General features: G+C 69.1%; 19 protein-coding genes. 14 read left to right on the top strand and 5 right to left on the bottom strand.

Going from position 1 to position 20232, the window contains the following annotated elements; all coding sequences use genetic code 11:
- The first annotated feature begins 11 nt into the window (after window positions 1-11).
- On the top strand, window positions 12-398 hold the full coding sequence (locus KEG57_RS14780; RefSeq protein WP_272420442.1) for a BlaI/MecI/CopY family transcriptional regulator: 387 nt from the start codon (window positions 12-14) through the stop codon (window positions 396-398).
- Window positions 395-2341: a M56 family metallopeptidase gene (locus KEG57_RS14775; protein WP_272458567.1), complete on the top strand. Its 1947-nt coding sequence runs from the start codon at window positions 395-397 to the stop codon at window positions 2339-2341. Before KEG57_RS14780 ends, KEG57_RS14775 begins: the two co-directional genes overlap by 4 nt.
- On the opposite strand, the gene KEG57_RS14770 is transcribed toward KEG57_RS14775, so the two are convergent.
- Window positions 2314-4146, bottom strand: a complete 1833-nt coding sequence (locus KEG57_RS14770; RefSeq protein ID WP_272458566.1) for a WD40 repeat domain-containing protein — start codon at window positions 4144-4146, stop codon at window positions 2314-2316. The two genes, KEG57_RS14775 and KEG57_RS14770, sit on opposite strands and share 28 nt — an antisense overlap.
- 206 nt (window positions 4147-4352) lie before the next feature.
- Window positions 4353-5444 (bottom strand): class I SAM-dependent methyltransferase, encoded by a 1092-nt coding sequence (locus tag KEG57_RS14765; RefSeq protein ID WP_272420436.1) that lies wholly within the window; start codon window positions 5442-5444, stop codon window positions 4353-4355.
- Window positions 5445-5534: 90 nt separating this feature from the next.
- On the opposite strand from KEG57_RS14765, the gene KEG57_RS14760 reads away from it, so the two are divergent.
- Window positions 5535-5894, top strand: coding sequence for a c-type cytochrome (locus KEG57_RS14760; RefSeq protein ID WP_272458565.1), 360 nt, complete (start codon window positions 5535-5537; stop codon window positions 5892-5894).
- Window positions 5895-5901: 7 nt separating this feature from the next.
- On the opposite strand, the gene KEG57_RS14755 is transcribed toward KEG57_RS14760, so the two are convergent.
- Window positions 5902-7059 carry an alpha/beta hydrolase family protein gene (locus KEG57_RS14755; RefSeq protein WP_272458564.1) on the bottom strand — a complete coding sequence of 386 codons (1158 nt, stop codon included), beginning with the start codon at window positions 7057-7059 and terminating at the stop codon, window positions 5902-5904.
- Between the two features lie 155 nt (window positions 7060-7214).
- Between KEG57_RS14755 and KEG57_RS14750 the strand changes: the two genes are divergently transcribed.
- Window positions 7215-8411, top strand: a complete 1197-nt coding sequence (locus KEG57_RS14750) for a sensor histidine kinase (protein ID WP_272420432.1) — start codon at window positions 7215-7217, stop codon at window positions 8409-8411.
- On the top strand, window positions 8408-9049 hold the full coding sequence (locus tag KEG57_RS14745) for a response regulator (protein WP_272458563.1): 642 nt from the start codon (window positions 8408-8410) through the stop codon (window positions 9047-9049). The genes KEG57_RS14750 and KEG57_RS14745 overlap by 4 nt, the downstream gene beginning before the upstream one ends.
- 9 nt (window positions 9050-9058) lie before the next feature.
- Here KEG57_RS14745 and KEG57_RS14740 read toward each other — a convergent pair whose 3' ends face one another.
- Window positions 9059-10324: a monooxygenase gene (locus KEG57_RS14740; RefSeq protein ID WP_272458562.1), complete on the bottom strand. Its 1266-nt coding sequence runs from the start codon at window positions 10322-10324 to the stop codon at window positions 9059-9061.
- 168 nt (window positions 10325-10492) lie between these two features.
- On the opposite strand from KEG57_RS14740, the gene KEG57_RS14735 reads away from it, so the two are divergent.
- The 6 genes from KEG57_RS14735 (at window position 10493) to KEG57_RS14710 (ending at window position 16626) form a co-directional block, all read left to right on the top strand.
- Window positions 10493-11152, top strand: coding sequence for a TetR/AcrR family transcriptional regulator (locus KEG57_RS14735; protein WP_272458561.1), 660 nt, complete (start codon window positions 10493-10495; stop codon window positions 11150-11152).
- 70 nt (window positions 11153-11222) lie between these two features.
- Window positions 11223-12437, top strand: a complete 1215-nt coding sequence (locus KEG57_RS14730; protein WP_272458560.1) for a DmpA family aminopeptidase — start codon at window positions 11223-11225, stop codon at window positions 12435-12437.
- Window positions 12438-12454: 17 nt separating this feature from the next.
- Window positions 12455-13435 carry a P1 family peptidase gene (locus KEG57_RS14725; RefSeq protein WP_272458559.1) on the top strand — a complete coding sequence of 327 codons (981 nt, stop codon included), beginning with the start codon at window positions 12455-12457 and terminating at the stop codon, window positions 13433-13435.
- A gap of 47 nt (window positions 13436-13482) precedes the next feature.
- Window positions 13483-13911, top strand: coding sequence for an MYXO-CTERM sorting domain-containing protein (locus KEG57_RS14720; RefSeq protein ID WP_272420425.1), 429 nt, complete (start codon window positions 13483-13485; stop codon window positions 13909-13911).
- Between the two features lie 109 nt (window positions 13912-14020).
- Window positions 14021-15877 (top strand): IgGFc-binding protein, encoded by a 1857-nt coding sequence (locus KEG57_RS14715; protein WP_272458558.1) that lies wholly within the window; start codon window positions 14021-14023, stop codon window positions 15875-15877.
- A 122-nt stretch (window positions 15878-15999) separates the two neighbouring features.
- Window positions 16000-16626 (top strand): hypothetical protein, encoded by a 627-nt coding sequence (locus KEG57_RS14710; RefSeq protein WP_272420422.1) that lies wholly within the window; start codon window positions 16000-16002, stop codon window positions 16624-16626.
- Between the two features lie 4 nt (window positions 16627-16630).
- On the opposite strand, the gene KEG57_RS14705 is transcribed toward KEG57_RS14710, so the two are convergent.
- Window positions 16631-17680, bottom strand: a complete 1050-nt coding sequence (locus tag KEG57_RS14705) for an AraC family transcriptional regulator (RefSeq protein WP_272458557.1) — start codon at window positions 17678-17680, stop codon at window positions 16631-16633.
- 90 nt (window positions 17681-17770) lie between these two features.
- Here KEG57_RS14705 and KEG57_RS14700 point away from each other — a divergent pair, with 90 nt between their 5' ends.
- From KEG57_RS14700 to KEG57_RS14690, 3 genes are all read left to right on the top strand, one after another.
- The gene (locus tag KEG57_RS14700) at window positions 17771-18775 is read left to right on the top strand and encodes a Rieske 2Fe-2S domain-containing protein (protein ID WP_272458556.1); all 1005 of its coding nucleotides are present in this window, start codon (window positions 17771-17773) and stop codon (window positions 18773-18775) included.
- Window positions 18776-18851: 76 nt separating this feature from the next.
- The gene (locus KEG57_RS14695; protein ID WP_272458555.1) at window positions 18852-19316 is read left to right on the top strand and encodes an SRPBCC family protein; all 465 of its coding nucleotides are present in this window, start codon (window positions 18852-18854) and stop codon (window positions 19314-19316) included.
- Between the two features lie 30 nt (window positions 19317-19346).
- On the top strand, window positions 19347-20222 hold the full coding sequence (locus tag KEG57_RS14690; protein ID WP_272458554.1) for a hypothetical protein: 876 nt from the start codon (window positions 19347-19349) through the stop codon (window positions 20220-20222).
- Window positions 20223-20232 lie beyond the last annotated feature (10 nt).

The following is a 20232-nucleotide window of genomic DNA, read 5'->3' as shown; positions in this document are numbered from 1 at the left end:
TCATCCGGACCATGGTGAACAGGTCGCTCCCCACGGACGCGGAGCTCGCGATCCTGCGCGTCCTCTGGCGCCGCGGCCCCTCGACGGTGCGTGAGGTCCACGAGGATCTGAAGCCTGTCCAGGGCACGGGGTACACGACGGTGCTCAAGCTCATGCAGATCATGGCCCAGAAAGGGCTCGTCGAGCGCGACGAGGCGGGCAAGAGCCACGTGTATCGAGCGACGATCCCCGAGGAACAGGCTCAAAAAGGGCTCGTGCACGACCTCGTGGAAAAGGCGTTCGGCGGCTCGGCGTCGCGGCTCGTCATGCGCGCGCTCTCGACCGAGCGAGCGTCCCGCGAGGAGCTCGCCGAGATTCGCGCGCTGCTCGACGACATGGAGCGAAAGAAGTCGAAATGAGCCTCGCCAACCTCGCCACCTCGCCGTTCGTCGCGGCGCTCGGGCTCGCGCTCCTCCATTTCCTCTGGCAAGGCGTGGTGATCGCCCTCTTTCTCGCCGCGACCCTCGCAGGCCTGCCGCGCAGCCACGCCGCCGCGCGGTATACGGCCGCCTGCGCCGCGCTCGCCCTCATGGCGCTCGCGCCACCTTTGACGTTTGCCTATTTCCACGCGGCCCTCGCCGCCGAAGCGTTCGTCCCGCCGAACGCCTGGGCCACGATCGCCGCGCCCGCGGCGGGCAGCGGTCCGCCCCTGTGGCCCGCGATCGTCGTGATGGCGTGGACCCTTGGCGCGCTCTTCATGTCGGCCCGCCTCGCCGTGGGGCTCGCGCGCCTCTCGTCTTTGATTCGCCATCATACGGTGCCCGTGTCCTCGGCGCTCGAGGTTCGCTTCGACAAACTCGCCCGGCGCCTCGGCGTCCGGAAGGGCGTGCGGCTCGTCGGCTCGGATCGCGTGGACGTGCCCATGGTCATCGGCTGGCTCCGGCCCGTCGTGCTCGTGCCGCTCGCCGCGCTCACGGATCTTCCGCCGTCTTGCCTCACGGCCCTGCTCGCGCACGAGCTCGCGCACGTGCGCAGGTTCGATGTCCTGACGAACATCCTGCAATCGATCGTCGAGGCAGCGTTGTTCTATCACCCGGCCGTCCACTGGGTCTCGCGCGTCGCACGGAGGGAGCGTGAGCACCTCTGCGACGACGACGCCGTGGCGGCCGTCGGAGACCCGGTTCGTTATGCCCGCGCTCTCGCCGCGCTGGAGGGGATGCGCGCACGCACGCCCGAGCTCGCGCTCGGGTCGAATGGAGGTTCGCTCGTCATGAGGATTCGTCGTTTGATCGATGGCAAAACGCCCCATGCGCCCACGGGCCGCGCCCTCGCCGCGCCGGCGCTTGCGCTCGCGAGCACGCTTGGTCTCGCCCTCGCCACGCTCGCCGCTTGTGGCGGCGAGCCGCCGCCCGCCGTGGAAAAACCCGGCATCACCGGGACGAAGGCCCCGTCGGCCGCGCTCGGCATTCCCTGGTTGCCGCCCGCGATCTTGCGCTGGGAATCGGCCATCGCCGCGTCTGCCCGGAAGGGCAACGTCGATCCCGAGGCCGTCGCGATCCTCACGCTCGTCGAGTCGGGAGGCGATCCGAAGGCGAAGAGCCCGGCCGGCGCCCTCGGCCTGATGCAGCTCATGCCCGGCACGGCCGTCACGGTCGCCAAGGAGCTCGGCATTGCCGATCACGCCGACGAACGCCTGCTCGATCCGGCCTACAACCTCGATCTCGGCGCCTCGTACTTCGGCAAGCAGTTCGTCGAGTTTGGCAAAAAAGACCCGGCGCGCGCGTTCGAGCTCTCGGCCGCGGCGTACAACGGCGGCGAGAACCGCGTGCGCGCGTGGCTCGATGGGAAGGCCGAGCTCTCGGAGGAGACCGAGAAGTACCGCGCGCTCACCACGGGCATGTGGAACGAGCGTCACGCGGCGCGCTCCGCGACGTACGACACCTGGCGTGAGCGCGTACGTGGAAAAGTAGCCTCGCGCTCCTCGCACCCGCTCCCCGGCGCGCGCGTGACCTTGCATTTCGGCGACGCAACGCCCGGACAAACCAGCGCGCCGCACGAGGGCGTGGACCTCGCGGCCGCGGCCGGGACGACGGTGCTCGCGCCCCTCGACGGGACGGTCGACCGTATCGAGAAGAATGCGAAAGGCGAGCCCGTGCTGGTCCTCGCGCACGGCCGCGGCATCGAGACGCGGTATCGGCACCTCGCGAACGTGAAAGCAGAGGTCGGCGCGGTCGTCGCTCGCGGAGATGTCCTCGGCGAGGTCGGCGCGCCCGAGGGAGGTCCGCACGTCCACTTCGAGGTGCGCGATTATGGCGAGGCGATCGATCCGGCGCGTTATCTCGGGCAGAACGCCGCGCCCTGAGCGCAGGCTGTATCGAGCGCGCGCCCGAGCAGCCCTGGAGCTGCGATGGCGTCGGGGCAATGAGCGAGCGGGTAGGTTTTTCCGTCTTCGCGACACGTGAAGAAATCGGCCGACGTGGTGCCCAGCGTGTCCACACGCCCGTCGTCGGTCATGACGAACACTGCGCCGGGTCGATCGAGTACGCCGAAGCGCGCCAAAAGACGGATGGAATCACCACCTCGCGACGCGTCTTCCTCGGAGAGCCGGCAGACCGCGTCCCAGCAATCGAGCCGGAGCCGCGGCTTGGCCGTCCCCCAGGACTCGGTCGGCGCATTGGGATCCCCACCCAGCAGGCCGATGGTGCCTTTTTCCTCGTCGGGTTTCTGCTTTCCCGTCTCGAGGTCGACCATGAGCATCTGGTTCCATTCGCGGTCCCAGGCGACCTCGACCCACGCCGTCTTTTCGCCCATCATCTTGATGGACAACACGGGCTTGCTCCCGGTGCGCACCACTCGCCGGGTTTTTCCGGTCGAACTCTCGGCGATCACCATCTCGCCCCGCCGCGTCCCGACCAGGATCCGATCCCCCGACCCGTCGAACGTCACCACGGTCGCGGGGCTGTTCGTCCGCAAAGCGTGACGCGGCTTCAACGTCGTGCCCTGTCGATCCCACAGGATCGCCGTGCCGCCCTGGTCCACCGTGGCCACGGCGCCCTTTTCATGGATCGCAAGCGAGGACAAGCGCGGCAGCGGACCGTTTTCCAGGACGATCGGTTGTCCTGTCCGCACATTCCATATCCGCGCCGTGCCATCGTCCCACCTCGCGCCGAGGAGCACGGCTCCGTCCGCGAGCGGGCCCACGCCGAAGGCCGGGATCGCGAGGTGCGGCCCGAGTGTGATCCCGTCGGCCGTGAGGTCTCCCGGGCGCCGAAGGAACACGCGCGAGCTGCGCGCCGCGACGACACGATCCCCCTCCGGCGACAGCGCCGCCACGACGTCGGCGTGAAGAGGATAGGATCGCGGCAGGGTGAACGAGCGCGGGCCCTGCGCCACGGTCGCCACCTCCTCCTTGCGTAACACGTCGACGACCTGGCCGTCCGAGGCAACTCCGACGAACCTCGCGCCCGGACGAACCTGCCCGAGGCGCACCGGCGGCGCCCCGGAGACCGGGACGCCCCAGATCTGCCCGCCTTCCACCTCGGAAATGATGCGCTCGCCCCGGAACCGCAGGCTTTTCGGCGCACCGGACGGGCTCGCGAGCTCACCGACGACGCGCCCGTCGGGTAAACCTCGCAATCGGATCCGACCGTCCTTCGTGCCGAGTGCCAGCGTGCTCCCGTCCTCGGAGAGCGCCATGGCGGTGAAGGAAGGATCGCTGAACGTGGCGAGCGGCTCGCCCGAGGGGAGTTTTCGCAGAAAGACCTTTCCATCGGGGAAAACGCCGACGACCACGGCCGTTTTTGCGACCGAGAGCCGGAGCCCGCCGTACCCGGAAGGCGGTTCGATATCGAACGCGTGGGACGCGCCCGTGCGCGGGTCGAGCAGCGCGAGCGTCGCAGCGGGGCCACCAAAACCGCCGATGCCCCGCCGGGCCACGATCGCGAGGGTCTCGCCCGAGGGCGCGAAGGCCATTTCGTCGAGGCTGAGGTCGTGCAAACGTAGCGAGGCGATCTCGTCGCCCTCCGCGCCCGTGTGCACGGTGATCTCGACATTGGTGTACCCGAAGCACCCGGCGGCCGCGGATTCATGGTCCGCGACGGCCACGAGCACGCCCCCGGCCGACACCGCCACACCGCCGATCTCCTCGAAATCGTGCGACAACTGCACGCTACGGCGCGAGGGCCAGGCGTCCCCGCCAGGCGGCGCACTCTCCTTCGGCGCAGCCCGAGCCGCAGGTGCAGCGACCTTTTGCGCTTCCCGTCCCGCACACCCCCCGGCGAGCAAGACAGCTGCGAGCGCTGGAAACAAAAGCAAACGGGGGCGCATGGTCCTTCTTGTCCGATGCGCCCCCGTCCTTGGGTCGTGGGGAGAAATTACTTCTTCGGCTTCACGAACTTGAGCGTCATGCGATCGCTCTCGCCGATGGCCAGGTACTTATCCTTGTCCTTGTCGCCGAGCTCCAGCGTGGGAGGCAGCGTCCAGACGCCTTCGGGGTAGTCCTTCGTGTCCTTCGCGTTCGCGTTGACCTCGGACTTGCCCTCGAGCTTGAAGCCTGCGGCCTCGGCCTGCTTGATCACGAACGCCTCGGGCAGGTAGCCCTGCTCCGCGCTCTTGTCGGGGTCCGCGTCGGCCTTGGCGCGGTGCTGCTCGACGCCGAGCACGCCGCCGGGCTTCAGCGCCTTGAACACCTCGGCGAGGAAGCCGGGCAGGAGTTTGTCGCGGTGCAGGCCGTGGAGCGACCGCATCACGATCACCAGGTCGACCTTGTTTTCGAGGCCGAACTTCGGGCTCTTGCCGTCGATCACGATCCGGTCGACCTTGCTGTAGAGCTCGGGCGCGCGATCGAGGAAGCGCACCAGGCGCTGCCCGTAGAACGTGCTCCGCGCGTCGGCCGGGCCCTTCGGGTCGGTCGTCGTCACGAGCAGCTTGCCCTGCGTCGCCAGCGTGGGCGCGAGGATCTCCGTCCACCAGCCCTCACCAGGGCCGTATTCGAGCACTGTCTGCTTCGGCGTGAGGCCGAAGAACTTCAGCGTCTCCTGGGGGTGGCGGTACTTGTCGCGCTCGGCGTTTTTGGCCACGCGGTGCTTGCCCGCGAGCACGACCTTGAGCGCGGCGTCGAGCGACGCGTGCTTCGCGTCGGCGAGCTTCTTCGCCTCGGCGTGGATTTCCGGCGTGAAGCGCGTGTCCTCGGCCTTCGCCTCGGCTTCCCACTTCGTGCGGTCGGCGGCGAGCTCCTGGGCCGCCTTGGCCTTCTTGAGCTCCTCGGGCGAGGGCTCCTTCGCGGCCGCCGGCGCGGCCGTCGGCGTTGCCGTGGGCGCGGCTTCCGGCGTCGCCGTGGGCGTGGGGTTCGTCGTGGTGGTGGTCTCGGTGGCGCTCGTCTCGGGGTTTTCGGCCTCCGGCGTCGAGGAGCCACAAGCGAGCATCGGCGCGGCCAGGAGGGCCAGCGCAAGCAGTCGTCGTTTCATGGGGCGCATCCTTGCCCCAACGGAAACGAGAAGGCAACGGGGCGGCAGTTTCGTGTTGCCACACCGCGCCATCCCGGTAGAGTGGAAATTATGTCCACGCTATCGCAAAAGAACATGCTTGTGTGCTTACTCGCGTTTTCCATGGCCGCGTTTGGCGCGCTCGCGGGTTGCGGGAGCGACAGCGAGGGTCTCGGCGAGTGCCCGCCCGACTCGTCCGCGCAGCAGACGGCGGGCCTGAGCGTGATCACCAATTCCTGCACGGTTTGCCACAATCCGAATTACGCCAACGGGACGCCGGCGGGCGGATACGATTTCTCGTCGGCGGACGAGATCAAGGCAGAGGCGGCGGAGATGTACAGCGAGGCCGCGGAAGGCGCGATGCCTCCGACCGGCAAGCTGAGCGAGACCGACCTCGAAGCACTGCGGGTTTATCTGGCCTGCACGCAGTGAGCGTCGCTCAGTCGTTCGCCACGTCGAGCACGTCCGCCATGAACCGGACGAGCTCCCATTGCTGCGCGAACGACGGCTCTCCGCGGAGCTCGACATGCTCGACGGCCGGCGTCACGAGCGCGGCGCGGAGCAGCGCCGGCGGGACGTCGTGGGCGAGCCATTGGGTCTCCGAGGCCGGAATCACCGAATCCGTCGCGCCGTGAAGCAAGAACACCGGGGCGTGTAGCTCGCCGAGGTGCCCCGCGGGCGAGACCGAGAGCGCTTGCTCGGGGTGTTTCGTCATCTCGTCGATGAGCGCCGGCACGTCGGCCTTTCCTTCGAGCAGCGCCTCGACCTTGGTCCTCGCCTCGGCACTGAGCTCCGCGAGCTTCGCTTTCGAGGCCTCGCGATCGTCCCAGAGCCAGAGCCGGATCGCGCCCTGCGCCGCGGCCACGTCGGCCGGCGGGACGAGGGCCTCGACGTGCGAATAAAGCAGGACCAACGCGCCATACGGGTGCGCGGCGAGCGCCTCCTTGTGCCCGTCCGGCCACGAGGTCTCGTTCTTCTTGAAAAACTCGAGCACGCGCCGCATGTCGTGATGCGCCCCGATTGCCACGACGAACCCGATGTCCTTGGCGAACGCCCCGTCCGACGCAGCGCGGAGCGCGAGCCCGCCCGCGAAGCTCATGCCCATGAGGCCCACGGGCCGGTCGCCGAGGCGCTCGCGCAGCGAATGCGCGGCCGCGCCGAGCGTCTCGATCGAGGCCGGATCGATACGATAATCGGCGATCTCCTTCACCTCGGGCGTGAGCACGACGACGCCCGACGCCGCGATCGCGCGGGCGAACCGCATGAGGCGCGGCTCGTCGATGGCGAGGCGATGCACGCCGTGCACGATCACCACGCCCGGCGCATTCGCCACGCCCACGGGCGAATACACGCGCGCCCGTACGGGGCCACGCGTGGAGGGCACCTCGGTCAGGCTTTCCTCGAGCGCGTGTTTTCCGTACTCCGGCAAGAACCCCTGCGCTCGTTCGTCCGCGAAACGAAGGAGCAGCGAGGCCGCGCGCAGGTGCCGATCCGCGGGCCGCGCGAGGAGCACGATCGCCGCGAGGATCACGAGGAGCACGGCTCGCCCGATTTTTCGTCGCTTTCGAGGCGCCTCCGCCGCCGTCGTCTCGGTCATCGCGGAGGGAGCGTAGCAGGGCGGGGCGCTGTCCGTGGTGCGGGTTTCGTTCGAGGTCGGGAGGAACGAGGTGAAGTTCGCCATGACCTCCATCGTGGGGCGCGAAAGAGGAGGGGGCCTGTGCCGGTGGTCATGGTCCTAGGTCGATTTCCACCATGACTTTCGGCACAGGCGCGCGTGAGAGGCGCTACGATGCGCCGCGCATGGACCGGCCGCCGCCCACCCGGATGCTGCTCTTCGTCGCGGGAACGCTGGCGTGGGCCGCGATCGCGCAGCCGTTCTTGCTGCCGCTCGTGCGGGATCCGGCGCGCCTTCTGGATTCGACCGCGGCGGTGAGCTTCGCGGCGCACGCGGCGTATCTGGGCGCGTTCCTCGCAAGCGCGTCGCGGCTCGACAGGCTCGGGCCGAGGAGCCGGATCGTGCTGCTCGTGGTGCAATCGATCTCCGCGCTCGTGCTCGTGCACCTCCGGAACCTGTGGCTCGAGGCGGGGCTTTTGGCGATCGTCGCGGCGCAGGCGTCGCTCCTCCTCTCGCGCGGCGCGGCGCTCGGCTGGGTCGCGGCGCAGACCGTGGCGATCTTTCCGTTTTACGTGGGACGCGCCGACGTGGCGCAGGCGGCGTTCTGGACGGCCGGCGTGCTCGGCTTTCAGCTCTTCGCGACGACGATCGGGACGGTGGCGCGACACGAGGCGGTCGCGCGCGCCGAGCTTTCGCGGGTCAACGCCGAGCTCCGCGCCGCGCAGGTGATGCTCGCCGAGAGTGCGCGCACGGCCGAGCGGCTGCACATCGCGCGCGAATTGCACGACGCCGTGGGGCATCACCTCACGGCGATGAGCATCCACCTCGAGCTCGCGCGCCGCACGTCGCCCGGCGAAGAGACCCTCGCGCGAGCGCACGAGCTCGCGAAGAGCACGCTTTCCGAGGTGCGTGGCGTCGTGCGCGCGATGCGCGAGGAGCGCACGCTCGACCTGCCACGCGCGATCGAAGCGCTCGCCGCGGGTTTGCCGCGCCCCCGGGTGCACGTCGATCTGGCCGAGGGGCTCGTGGTCGAGGACGACGCGCTGGCCCACGCGCTCTTTCGTGGCGTGCAGGAGGCGATCACGAATGCCGCGCGCCACGGCGGCGCGGAGAACCTATGGATCCGGCTCGCCGAGGAGCCAGAAGGTGTCGTGCTCGAAGCGCGTGACGACGGGCGAGGGGCGACGAGCGCCACGGAAGGCAGCGGCCTTCTGGGCTTGCGCGAGCGGATCGAGGCGCTCGGCGGGGTCTTGACCGTGACGCCTGGTCCGGGCAAAGGTTTTGAATGGCGCGCGGTCGTCCCGCCGCGCCAGAGGACGATGACTGCGCCGTGATTCACGTCTTGCTCGCGGACGATCAGACGCTCGTGCGGCAGGGCATCAAGAGCCTGCTCGCGCTCACGCCCGACATCCGCGTCGCCGCCGAGGCGAGCGACGGGGAGGAGGCGCTCGCGATCGTGGCCACGACCGCGCTCGACGTGCTCCTGCTCGACGTACGAATGCCACGAAAAACCGGGCTCGACGTGCTCACGGTGCTGCGCGGAAAGCCGAAGGTGCCGCCCACGATCCTGCTCACGACGTTCGACGACGACGCGGTCGCGGCCGCGGGGATCCGGCTCGGGGCGCGTGGGTTTTTGTTGAAGGACATCGGCCTCGAGCAGCTCGCCGAGGCGATTCGCACGGTGGCCTCCGGCGGGACGCTCTGGAACCCGGCGATCACCGAGCGCGTCCTGCGCGGGCTCGACCGCCTGAAGCCCGACGTCCCCGTGATCGAGCCGCCCACCGCGCTCACGGCGCGCGAGGTCGAGGTCCTGCGCCTCATGGCCTCGGGGGCGAGCAACCGCGAGATCGCCGAAATGCTGGGGACGGCCGAGGGCACCGTGAAAAACCACGCATCGAGCATCTTCTCGAAGCTCGGCGTGCGTGACCGGACGAAGGCCGTGCTGCGGGCGATCGAGCTCGGATATATCTAGCGAGGTGCTTCAAGGCCGCGACAGGTACGCGACCATGAAGCACATCTCCTGGTTCGTCCCTTCGCCCCAGGCGATGTCGAGCGGCGGGAAATGGGTTTGCCCTTTTCCGGTCGCCGAGTTGTCCCAGGTGCATTCGGTGACGAACCGCTGTCCCGGCTGCCACGGGATTGGCTCGTCGAACATGTAGAGCGCCTGGTGGTGGAAATCGAAATCGCCTCGCGCGACGCACGCGTTCGCGCCTGCGTCATCCTCGATCCACGCGTCATAGGAGCGGCCGAGCAGGTGCATGTGCGGTAGGAGGCCGTAAATCGTGGCTTTCGGGCCCTCGTTCGTGATCACGCTTCGCTCGACGTGCTGCGAGGCGCCCGCGGGGATCGTGAACGGCACGGGGCCGAAGACGTCCATGAAGACCTCCGCGGCGGGCGCCTCGGTCGCGAGGCGCATCCGGTATGCCGACCGATCCAGCGCGCCCGACTTCGGCGCGTAATAATGCATCTGGATCACGATCTGCTCGCCCGGATCGAGCCGGATGCCCGTGTCCTTCGGAAGCTCCATGACGCCGACGCCCGGTGCGAAGGCGTGCAGGAGCTGCCAATCGAGCTCGAGCACCGGATCCCGGCACGAAAACCCCTTCGTGCCCGGCGGAACGCCGTACCCCGCGCCCGCGTCGTGCCCCGCGTCCCGGTAGAGCCCGATGTGATGCACGACGAGCGGGTCGCCGGGCACCGCCTCGATCGCCTGGATCCATGCGGGTGTGGCGAGAGGATTGTCGAGCACCACGCACCAGTATTCATTGCCGTCGTCGTCCGGAGTGACCTCGTGGGCCTCGGGCATTTCGAGCACGAGATCCGGGTCGTCGATGTGCGCGACGGCCCCCGGCTTTGTCGTCGCCTCGCTTGGATCGCCGAGCGGCGCGCCTGCGTCGGCCCAGGCGCGAAAGCGCGCGCGATCGTCCGGGCCGAGGTACATCTTCTCCGCGCCGGCATAGGGCCGGCACGATGGATCGAGCGCGGGGGGCGGCATCTCGCCCGACTCCACGCGCGCGGCCATCGTGCCCGCGAGCGCCCGCGCCGTCGCGGCGTCGCGCAGGTTCACCCGACCCACGCCGCTTCCGTCGTGGCACGCGGCGCAGGAGCGATCGACCAGCGGCTGGATGTCCCGATACCATGTCGGCGTGCGCTCCGGCTCGCTGCCGCATGCCGGCACCACGGCGGCCACGCATCCCACGAAGACGAAACCGAACCCCCGCCTTTTCCAGGCGTTTTCTTCCCTCATGACGCACCTCTCCTGCCTGCGCGCGCCCTGCGACGCGGCAGTTCAAACGGTTGTTTCAAACAGTTGTTTGAGTCGGAGGATTCGTTCAACGAGCAGCAGGATTTCGACGCAAGGGAGGGCAGGGGGCTCGACCGCCTCGCGGGATCTGGGCTAAGACCGAGGACCGTGATGGACAGCGAGCAGGGCGGCGGCGCGCGCGAGCGGATCATCGAGGCCGCGATCGGGGTCATCGAGCGGGAAGGGCTCGAGGCCCTCACGGTGCGCGCGATCGCCCTGGAAGCGGGCGTGAACGTGGCCGCGATCAACTACTATTTCGGGAGCAAAGAGCGGCTCGTCGAGGTGGTGCTCGCGCGGACCTTGGAGAATGGGCTCGGCGGGCAGCTCGTCGAGCTCGACGCGCTCGTCGAGGCCGAGGGCGGGGACGTCCGCGCCGCGCTCGAACGCTTCGTGCCCGCGTTCTTGCCGGACGCCGTCCGATACCCACGCCTCAGCGCGGCGCACCTGCACGACGCCATCACGCGTCAGGACTACACGGGCACGGCGGTCCAGGGGTATCGCGACTTCCTCGAAGGGTTTTTCCGCCGCGTACGCCCCGCCTTGCCGGCGGGCTCGGAGGAAGAGCAACGCCTCCGCGTCGCCGCATTCTGGTCCGCCATTCACATGGTTTGCCTCGCGCCGCGCCTTTGCGAGGGGTTCGTCCCCGCAAACCTCCACGAGCCTGCGGGGGCCGCGCCGTTCGCGCGTTTGCTCGTCCGGCAACTGCTCGGCGATCGCCCCGAAGCGGAGAGCCGCCCCCGAGGCCGGAGGCGACGGCGCGAGCGCGCGTGAAGGCGAGGGGGGCGTCCGTGACCGCGTGAAGAGCTTCCCAACCGCGGTTCGAACCTGCATACTCGCGGCGATGGCCGTGAAGAGCGACACCGGGAGAGTTTCGCGCCGCGCGCTCCTGGCTGGCGGCGCGCTCGCCGCCATCAGCGCGGGTTGCAGCGTTGTACCGGCCGAGGCGCCCCGCGCGCCTTCGCCTCGCCGGAGGCTCCGGGATCTCGGCATCGCGATCGGTTCGCTCACGCCCGGCCGCTGGAATGCGATCACCGACGTGCCCGGCGTGCGCGTGGGGCACTTGACGCGTATCGAAGGCGAAGGCCCACTCGTGCCCGGCCGCGGGCCGATCCGCACGGGCGTGACCGTGATCCTGCCAGGCGAAGACGTTTGGCGGGACAATGTCCCCGCGGCGCGCTTCACGCTGAACGGCAATGGCGAGCTCACGGGCGTCTCCACGCTCGATCGGCACGGCCTGCTGGAGACGCCGATTTTCCTGACCGACACCTCGAACATCGGCCGCGTGATGGACGGGGCGCTCGCGTGGATGCTCGAAAAATACCCGGAGATCGGCGACAGCGCGCCCGTCCCCACGCCGATCGTGGGCGAGACCTGGGCGGCGTTCCTGCACGACGCCGAGGGCCGACACCTCACGGAGGAGCACGTGCGCGAGGCGATCCTCGCGGCGCGCAGCGGTCCCGTCGAGGAGGGGGCCGTGGGCGGCGGCACGGGCATGTTGTGTTACGAGTTCAAGGGTGGCATTGGGACCGCGTCCCGGCGGCTTCCCGCCGCGATGGGGAATTACACGCTCGGCGTGCTCGTGCAGGCGAACCACGGCCGGAGGGCGCAGCTCCGCATCGACGGGGTGCCGGTGGGTCGAGAGATCACCGAGGGAATGCCCTACGAGGGCCGGAAGTCGAAATCGATTTTGATCATCGGCGCCACGGACGCGCCCATGACGCCGGTGCAGCTCGGTCGGCTCGCGAAGCGAATGGCGCTCGGGCTCGGGCGGACCGGCGCGGTGTCGATGCACGGCTCGGGCGATCTGCTGCTTTTCTTTTCGACGGGCGTCCGCGTGCGGCGCGGCGCGGCGTCGACGGCGGTGCCCGTCTGGAACGACGAGCACATCAGCGTGGCGCACGAGGCGGCGGTCGAGGCCACGGAAGAGGCCGTGCTCAATGCCCTCGCGATGGCCCAGACGATGACCGGGATCCAAGGGAATACGGCCTACGCATTGCCGGTCGACCGGCTGCCGGAGATCATGCGCAAATACGGGCGCCCGATTTCGGGGCGCTAGGAGCCACGCGGAAAACCATGCCGGCCGATCGCACCCTGCGCAATTCGATCACCGACGTCCCCGGCGTCGAGGTCGCCCACGTGACCGTGGCCGAGGGCGACGTGCAAACGGGCGTGACCGTGGTCTTGCCGTGCCCGCCGTCCGTGCGCCATCGAAAGTTTTCCCTCGGCGCGTACGCGGCCGGCGGCGCGCTCGCGTGGACGGGCGTGGAGGTGGCGGAAGATTTCGGCACGTTCGCGTCCCCGATCGTGCTTTGTAATGCGACGAGCGTGGGCGCGGCCTACGACGCTTTGATCACGCGCGGGCACAAGCGGGACCCGGAATTGCCGGTCGACGATGGATGGCCGCCCGTCGTGGTGGGAATCGACGATGGGTACTTGAATGATCTCCGGCGCCGGCGGGTGAAACACGACGACGTGATCGCGGCGTGTGATGCGGCGCGTGGCGACGCGCCGGCCTGCGGGAGCGTGGGCGTGGGGCGGGGGCTCGTGGCCCTCGGGTACAAGGGCGGCGTGGGGGACGCGTCGGCCGCGGCGCGTATCGGCGCCGATGCATTCGTCGTGGGCGTGCTCCTCGTGGCAAACGGCGGGGCGCCGCGAGGGGCGAGCTCCGTGCGCGCGGTTTCACCTGGATTCGTGGCGATCGTCGCGACGGATGCGCCGCTCTTTCCCGCGGAGCTTCGATGGCTGGGCGAGGCGGCTCTGCGTGGGATCGACGCGGCCGTGACGATCGGCGGCGAGGAGGGGCGGCTCGCGCTCGCGTTTTCGGTGGCGAATGCAATCGACGGGTCCCTCACGGCGCCGCCGGGGCGGCTTTACGAGGCGCGCAGGCTCGGGGACGACGGGCTCGGCCCGCTTTTCGACGCGGCGGCCCGTGCGGCGCGGGCGGCGCTGGGGAAGGCGCTCGGGGAAGCGACGGCGGTGACGGGGCGGAAGGGGCGCACGGTCGAAAAGGCGCCCGCGGAGATCGTGGCGTCCCTTGCATTCGTCGGACGTTGACCGGAAGCCGGGTGTAAGTCCAAGAGGCGATCGACAGTTCTCACGCCATGGGCTACAAGGCGCACGTGCGCATCTTCTTCTCGACACTCCTTGTCATCGTGATTTCGACCTTCACCGCCCTCGCCGCGGCCGACGTGGCGGGGCCCCGCAACGTGTGCGACGCCGACGGGCTCGACTGTCAGAAATGCTACTGGCACTATGGTCGGGATCCCGGCAATCAGCCGGAATTCGAGAGCTGCGCCGGCCCTCTCCGTGAAAAAGGGCTCGCCGAGGCTTGTCGTCACAAGATGGGAGCCGGCGATGAGGTCTTCTTCTGCCCGGCGGGCGTGAAGCCCGAGACACGCGTGGTCGGCGGCGGCTGCGGCGGGTGTACGACGGCGGGGGCCGCGGAGGGCGCGGGGCTTTTCGTGTTCGCAGCCGGCCTGGGCATTGCGCTCGCGCGGCGTCGTCGGATGGCCCGGGTTACGGGCTCTTGAACGGATTGTCATTGCCGGCGACCTGGGCCTTGACGGGCCTCGGGAACTCGCGTCTCCTGTCCGTTCGGGCCCGAGATACGCAATCGGGCGATTCGGAGCGGAGGCGGCGATGACGACGAGGTCGAAGTTTCGAGCAGCGAGCGTGGCGGCCGTCCAGTGCACGCTCGCCCTGTGCGTCGCGTTCGCGACGTGGACGTGCGGGCAGGATTCGCAGGGCAGCGGGGCCGGGGGCGTCGGCGCGAGCGGCGGCGTGGGAGGCAATGGCGGCGCGGGCGGCGAAGGGGCCGTGTTCTTCGACGGCGGGCCCGACGCGAACGGGACGCTCGGCTGCAGCCCCGATCTGCGCTCGATCGTCGACGAGGCCGGGCAAGTTGTCTCGGTTTGTCCCGCCGATCAGGGCTGCCTCGACGGGGCGTGCGCGCCCGCGTGCGACGCCGCCGCCGATAGCAAGGGCAACGTCGGCTGCAATTTCCGCGTCACCACGCCCGGCTCCTATCCGCCCGCGCTCCCGCCCTGCTTCGCGGTTTTCCTGACGAACACCTGGTCCCGGCCCGCGAAGGTCTCGGTCACGCGCGGCGGGCAATCGTACGACGTCACGAAATTCGGCCGGATTCCCAAGAACGGGATGCCCGAGTCGTCGTGGCCCGCGGTGCCGGCGGAGGGCATTCCGGAGGGCGAGGTCGCGGTGCTCTTCCTCTCGCACGACCCGAATTCGATCATGCCGGAGACGGGCAAACCCCTGACGTGCCCGGTCCCGCCCGCGATCGCCGAGCCGACGCTCGTCCCGGGCACGGGCCGTGGCGAGGCGTTCCATATCGTCTCCGACACGCCCGTGAGCGCGTACGACATTCTTCCGTACGGAGGCGCCGAGTCGTTTTTCCCGAGCGCAGAGCTGCTCTTTCCGACCTCGGCGTGGGGCACGAACTACATCGTGATGGCGACGCCCCAGGGCACGGCCATGCCGCCGGGGCCGCTCTTCGCGCACGTCCTCGCGACCGAGGACGATACGAAGGTCGACCTGCTCCCGACCGTCGATTTGCCGGCCGGTTCCGATTTCTCCGCGGCGCCGAAGGGGATGCCGGCGAGCTTCACGCTCTCGGCCGGGGAGTACCTGCAATGGGAGCTGCCGGCGAGCTCGCAGGATCCCTCCGGGAGCGTGGTGCTGAGCGACAAACCCGTCGCCGTCATCACCGGAAACCGCTTCTTCCGGCTGCAGCCCATGCCGGGGCCCGGCGGCGAGGCCACGCACCAGCAGATCTTGCCCGTCTCCGCGCTCGCGAACGAATACGTGGCCGCACCTTACGAGACCCGCAGGAAGGACCTCCAGCCCGAGAACATTCATTACCGCATGGTCGGCGTGGCCGACGGGACGACGCTCACGTTCGACCCGCCCGTGTCCGGCGCACCCCAGACGCTCACGCAGGGTCAGATCGCCGATTTCCAGGCGACGGGACCGTTCCGCGTGTCGAGCCAGGACACCGCGCATCCTTTCTCGATCGCGCAGATCATGGATACCTCCAACATCCCGGGCGGCACCCGCGAGGGCGCGACGGCGCCGAATTTCGAGAAAAACCTCGGCGACGAGGAGTTCGTGATCATGCTGCCGCCCGAGCAGTTCCTCTCGAACTACGTCTTCTTCACGGATCCCGCCTATCCGACGACGAACCTCTCGCTCACGCGCGTGAAGACGAGCAAGGGGTTTTCCGACGTCACCGTCGATTGCCTCGGCGTCATCGCCGGGTGGAAACCGGTCGGATCGGACGGTCGATTCGAGGTGACGACGGTCGATCTGATGCGCGCCGAGGTGGGCGTGAACGGCTGCCAGAATGGAAGGCACACGGCGAAGAGCGACGGGCCGTTCGGGCTCGTGGTTTGGGGCCTCGACAGTTACTCGTCGTATGCGTATCCGGCCGGCGGATACGCCGTCACCATCACGGACGTGGTGATCCCGCCCGTGCCCAAGTAAAGAGCGCAAAGCGTTCACCCGACCCCGACAACCGCCAAGGGCGGGCCCGCCCGCGCCCCTCGCGTGCGCATGCCGCGCATGGGCTGTGGCGCGCCGCATGCGTCCGTGGGTATGCTCGTCGTATGAGCAAGGACGATCGTCGTCGAGGCGAGGGAGGCGAGCTCGCGGCCGCAGCGCTGTCCCTCGAGCAAGAGCTGCGGCGCTTCGAGGAGCTCGCCGCAGGGGTCGGGCGGGCGCCGCTGAACTCGCAGAAGGGGCTCGAGCAGGCGGCGCGGGCCACGAGCGACGCCGCCGCCTCGCAAGCGCGTTTCGCCGAGCACCTGAAGTCGCTCGTCGAGGCCGTGAACGCCGCGCGCGACCGGCAGGCCGCCGCGGCGGCGACGATCAACGCCCGCGTGGTGGAGATCGACGCGCGCGCCGCGCGGTTCCTGGACCTGCGCGAGCGGTTCGCGCAGCTCGGCGCGCGGGCAGCCGAGGTGAACGTGATCATGCAGCGCGCCGCGGCAGTCAAGCGCGAGCCCGGGGACGGCTCCGATCGCACGGAGCTCCGGGCCTCGATCGCGCAGGCGCTCGAAGGTCTCGGCGCCGTGGTCGAGGGCGCGCAGCAGCTCATGCAGGACGCGCGCGAGGCCGAAGCGCAGGACCTCTCGCGCGAGGCGGAGTCGCTCCGGCAGCAGGTTCTCTCCGCGCGGAACAAGCTCGGGCTCTTGCAGAAGCACCTCGAGGACGAAGGCCCGCCGCCGAGCTGAGTCCTCAGCGCGACGTCCGACGCGTGTTCGCCGCCCGCCACGCTTCGGGGGACATGCCGATCCACCGCTTGAATGCGCGGTGAAACACGCTCGGCTCCGCATATCCGAGGAGATAGGCGACCTCTGCAATGGAGACGCGCGCGTCGAGGTAGGCCATGGCGCGGGCGCGCCGCACGCCGTCGACGAGATCTTCGAACGACGTGCCCTCGGCGCGCAGACGCCGCTGGAGCGTGCGTGCGCTCATACCGAGCGCGGCTGCGGCCGAGGTGAGTGCGGCAGAGCCTTCGGGGAGGCGATCGGCGACGAACGTGCGCAATCGGGCGAGAAGCGAGGCTTCCGGGCCGAGCCGCGCGAGCGCCGCGTCGGCGTGGCGCTGGAAATACGCGTGCATGGCCTCGTTGGCGAGCGGCATAACCCGCTCGAAAATGTCCGCGGGGAGGACAACCTCGTCGATCGGGGAGGCGAAGGTCACGGGCGCGTCGAATACGGCCTCGTAGGCGGCGCGGTCCGGCGGTGGTTCGCCTCGAAATCGTATGGCCGTGGCGGAGACGGGCTCGGCGACGAGCCTCGGCGCATTGACGCCCACATCGAAGGCGAACATCTCGGCCATGAGGCGGTGCGCTGGTCGTGGTGCGCCGAAGGGCTCGTAACGCAGGTGCGCGTGCCCCGCCTCGATGACGAGCGAATACCGTTCGCCGTCGTTCCAGAGGCGCTGATAACGCAGGATGCGCTCCATGGCCACGCCGAACGTGGGGCTCGTGAGGACGAGGAAGCCGAGCACGTCGAAGATCTCGGCCTCGACGCCGGACGCGACCTTCACGCCGAAGAGCGGCTCGGAAGCCGCGGCCGCGGCTTGCTCCACGAGCGTGTAAATCGACGTGAGGGGCACGCGAACGTCCGGCGACCCGAGGTCCACCCCCGACAAACCCGCCGCGCGGCAGAGGGCGGCCGTGTCGACCCCGCTCGCCGCCGCGACGTCGACGATGCGGCCGGCGAGGCGCGCGTTATGCGTCGGTTGTCGCGTGAAGTCAGCGTTTCTGGCGTCCGATGTCACTGACGAAGGTCCTCGCGGTGCGCATCCTCGATCATCGAGGGTTGGATGAGCATGCCACAACGAACGCGCAACGAAAGACACTCGCTCCCGATGCTCGAAGACGCGGAGCCTCCGCTCCCGCGGAACGTTTGGTATCCCATCGCGTCCGCGCGTCACGTCCGCAAGCGCCCGCGGACCGTGCAGCGGCTCGGCCGCTCCGTCGTGCTTTGGCGCAACGGAGCTGGCGAGCTCGTCGCCCACGACGCGCTTTGCCCGCATCGCGGGGCGGACCTTGGCCTCGGCATCGTGATCGCGGGCGAGCTTTCGTGCCCCTATCACGGTTTTCGTTTCGGGACCGACGGTGAATGCACGGCGATGCCCTGCGAGCCCGAAGGCAAGCCGAGCCGGCGAGATCTCTCGATTCGTCGATACGAGGTGCGCGAGCACCGCGGCCTCGTGTGGCTGTGGCACGGGGACGTCGCCGCAGATTTGCCTCCGCTGCCGTGGTTCGAGGAGCTGCCCGAAACGGATCGACATGCGTGGGATCACGAGACCGTGTGGCCGCTGCCGCAGCTCCGCGTGATGGAGGGGATGCTCGACATGCATCACGTGCCATTCGCGCACGGCCGATATCTGCGGGGCATTGGGACGTGGCTCGATCCGTACGAGGTGAAGGTCGAGGGGGACACGGTGCGCACGTTCGGCACGCTGCGGAGACATGGGGATGGCCCCAAGCGTGGCTTCCGCGCCCGGATCGACGCGCGGCTCCCTGGACTCTTGCTCCTCCGCTTCGGAGCGCGTTTGTGGGCCTTCGTCGCGTGCACGCCTGTGAGCCGCGAGGCGACGTGGATCTTCGCGCGGTATTTCGTGGAGGTGCCCGTGGTGGGCAAGCTCCTCGCGGCGCTCTCCTTGGGGACCGAGTTCGCCCTGGTACAGCCGGACGATCGGCGCATGTTGTTATCAACGTCGCCGCGCACGCCGGACGTGCGTGATCATAAACTCGTCCGCGCGGACCTCGGCATCGCGCAATGGCACAAGCTGTTCTCCCGCGCGGTGGGCGACAAACGACGCGACAAACCAGCGACATCGCCAGCGTCGTCAGGGACGGAACCGTGAAGGTTCCCACAGGTGGGTGAAATCCATTCGTATTCAACCTCGTGCATTCCCGTACGAGATGGGGCAGTCTGTCCCCATGCACCGACTCACCTTCACCTCCGAGCACCGGATCGAGGCTCCACCCGAGCGTGTTTTCGCGGCGATGACGAGCCCCGACGGCTTTGGCAACTGGATGCAGGGGTTCGTGCGGGCCGAGCGCCTCACCCCCGGCGACTTCGACGTGGGCACGCAGTTTCGCGAGACCCGCCGCATGTTCGGGAAGGAAGCGACCGAGCATTTCGAGGTTACCTCGTTCGTCCCGGCGAAACGCCTCGGCCTCAAGGTCGACGGGACCAAGGGGACCACGGGCAAGGGCGAATACCGCTTCGACTACGAATTCGAGCCCGCCGGCGCGGGGACGCTGCTGCGGACCCACGCCGCCATCGACATGCCTGGCGGCCTGTTCACGAAGCTCATCGGCAAGCTCATGGGGGGCTTCTTCAAAAAGGCGTGTGACAAGGATCTGCTCGCGCTGAAGGCGTTCGTGGAGCGCGGGAGCTGATCGGCGGCTCGCGATGCGCCTCTTCCCATCGTGTCCGCTTTCTGCGATAAGTTCCGCTCGACGAACGAGGAGCGGCGCATGGCGGAGTCGAAGACATCATCGGACGTGGGCATTGTCGGGCTTTTGGGGATCCTCATCGGCGGAGCCTGCGTGCTCGTCGCCCTCGTCGGCGTGCTCAACACCGCGTTCGACCTCAATCTCGCGCTCTCGGTGTCCGGCACGAGCACGCCGCTGCCGAAGCACTGGGACGAGGTCTTTGGCGTCGCGGCCGCCGGCGTGCTCATCATGGCGCTCACGGTCTTCGGCGGGTTCGTGCGCCGCAAGTTCACCGAGGCCAAAGGCAAGCCGCTCCTGCGGGTCGGTATCCTCCTCGGCGCGTTCGCCTTGCTCGTCATGGCCGGCCGCGGGCTCCAGATCGTCGCGCTCACCATGACCTACGGGAGCATGCTCGCCTATTATTCGACCGACGGCGATCTCGACGACGTCAAGGCGGAGCTCGCCGGGAAGCCTGACCGCGCCGCGCTCGACCAGGCCGTCGACCGCGCCGCGCAATACAACAATGCGCCCGCCCTGGCCTTGCTGCTCGAAGCCGGCGCCGACATGCGCGGATCGACCCTGCCCGAGGCCCAGCGCCGGTGCGCGCTCGTCGGCAAGAGCTACGAATTCATCAAGACGGCGATCGATCACGGGATCAAGCCCGACGCGTGCCCCCGAGGCGAGATTGCGGTCTGGGAAGCCGTGAAATTCGCCAAGAGCGACGACGAGGCGGCCAAGAACGTCACGCTCCTCCTCGGCGGCGGCTGGTCCGCGTCCGCGACGCCGGATTACGACAAGCGGTCGCCGAAGAAGATCGCGGCCGAGAAGAAGTGGAGCAAGACGCTCCAGGCGCTCGGCGACGCTGGATGAACGTGTAGAG

This window comes from Polyangium jinanense (assembly GCF_028435365.1).
This window is presented reverse-complemented; position numbering and strand designations above follow the sequence as displayed.

Coding starts and splice junctions, on each gene's coding strand:
- KEG57_RS14780 (WP_272420442.1), top strand. CDS start 12: ATGGTGAACAGGTCGCTCCCCACGGACGCGGAGCTCGCGATCCTGCGC.
- KEG57_RS14775 (WP_272458567.1), top strand. CDS start 395: ATGAGCCTCGCCAACCTCGCCACCTCGCCGTTCGTCGCGGCGCTCGGG.
- KEG57_RS14765 (WP_272420436.1), bottom strand. CDS start 5,444: ATGAAACGACGACTGCTTGCGCTGGCCCTCCTGGCCGCGCCGATGCTC.
- KEG57_RS14760 (WP_272458565.1), top strand. CDS start 5,535: ATGTCCACGCTATCGCAAAAGAACATGCTTGTGTGCTTACTCGCGTTT.
- KEG57_RS14755 (WP_272458564.1), bottom strand. CDS start 7,059: ATGACCGAGACGACGGCGGCGGAGGCGCCTCGAAAGCGACGAAAAATC.
- KEG57_RS14750 (WP_272420432.1), top strand. CDS start 7,215: ATGACTTTCGGCACAGGCGCGCGTGAGAGGCGCTACGATGCGCCGCGC.
- KEG57_RS14740 (WP_272458562.1), bottom strand. CDS start 10,324: ATGAGGGAAGAAAACGCCTGGAAAAGGCGGGGGTTCGGTTTCGTCTTC.
- KEG57_RS14735 (WP_272458561.1), top strand. CDS start 10,493: ATGGACAGCGAGCAGGGCGGCGGCGCGCGCGAGCGGATCATCGAGGCC.
- KEG57_RS14730 (WP_272458560.1), top strand. CDS start 11,223: ATGGCCGTGAAGAGCGACACCGGGAGAGTTTCGCGCCGCGCGCTCCTG.
- KEG57_RS14725 (WP_272458559.1), top strand. CDS start 12,455: ATGCCGGCCGATCGCACCCTGCGCAATTCGATCACCGACGTCCCCGGC.
- KEG57_RS14720 (WP_272420425.1), top strand. CDS start 13,483: ATGGGCTACAAGGCGCACGTGCGCATCTTCTTCTCGACACTCCTTGTC.
- KEG57_RS14715 (WP_272458558.1), top strand. CDS start 14,021: ATGACGACGAGGTCGAAGTTTCGAGCAGCGAGCGTGGCGGCCGTCCAG.
- KEG57_RS14710 (WP_272420422.1), top strand. CDS start 16,000: ATGAGCAAGGACGATCGTCGTCGAGGCGAGGGAGGCGAGCTCGCGGCC.
- KEG57_RS14700 (WP_272458556.1), top strand. CDS start 17,771: ATGCTCGAAGACGCGGAGCCTCCGCTCCCGCGGAACGTTTGGTATCCC.
- KEG57_RS14695 (WP_272458555.1), top strand. CDS start 18,852: ATGCACCGACTCACCTTCACCTCCGAGCACCGGATCGAGGCTCCACCC.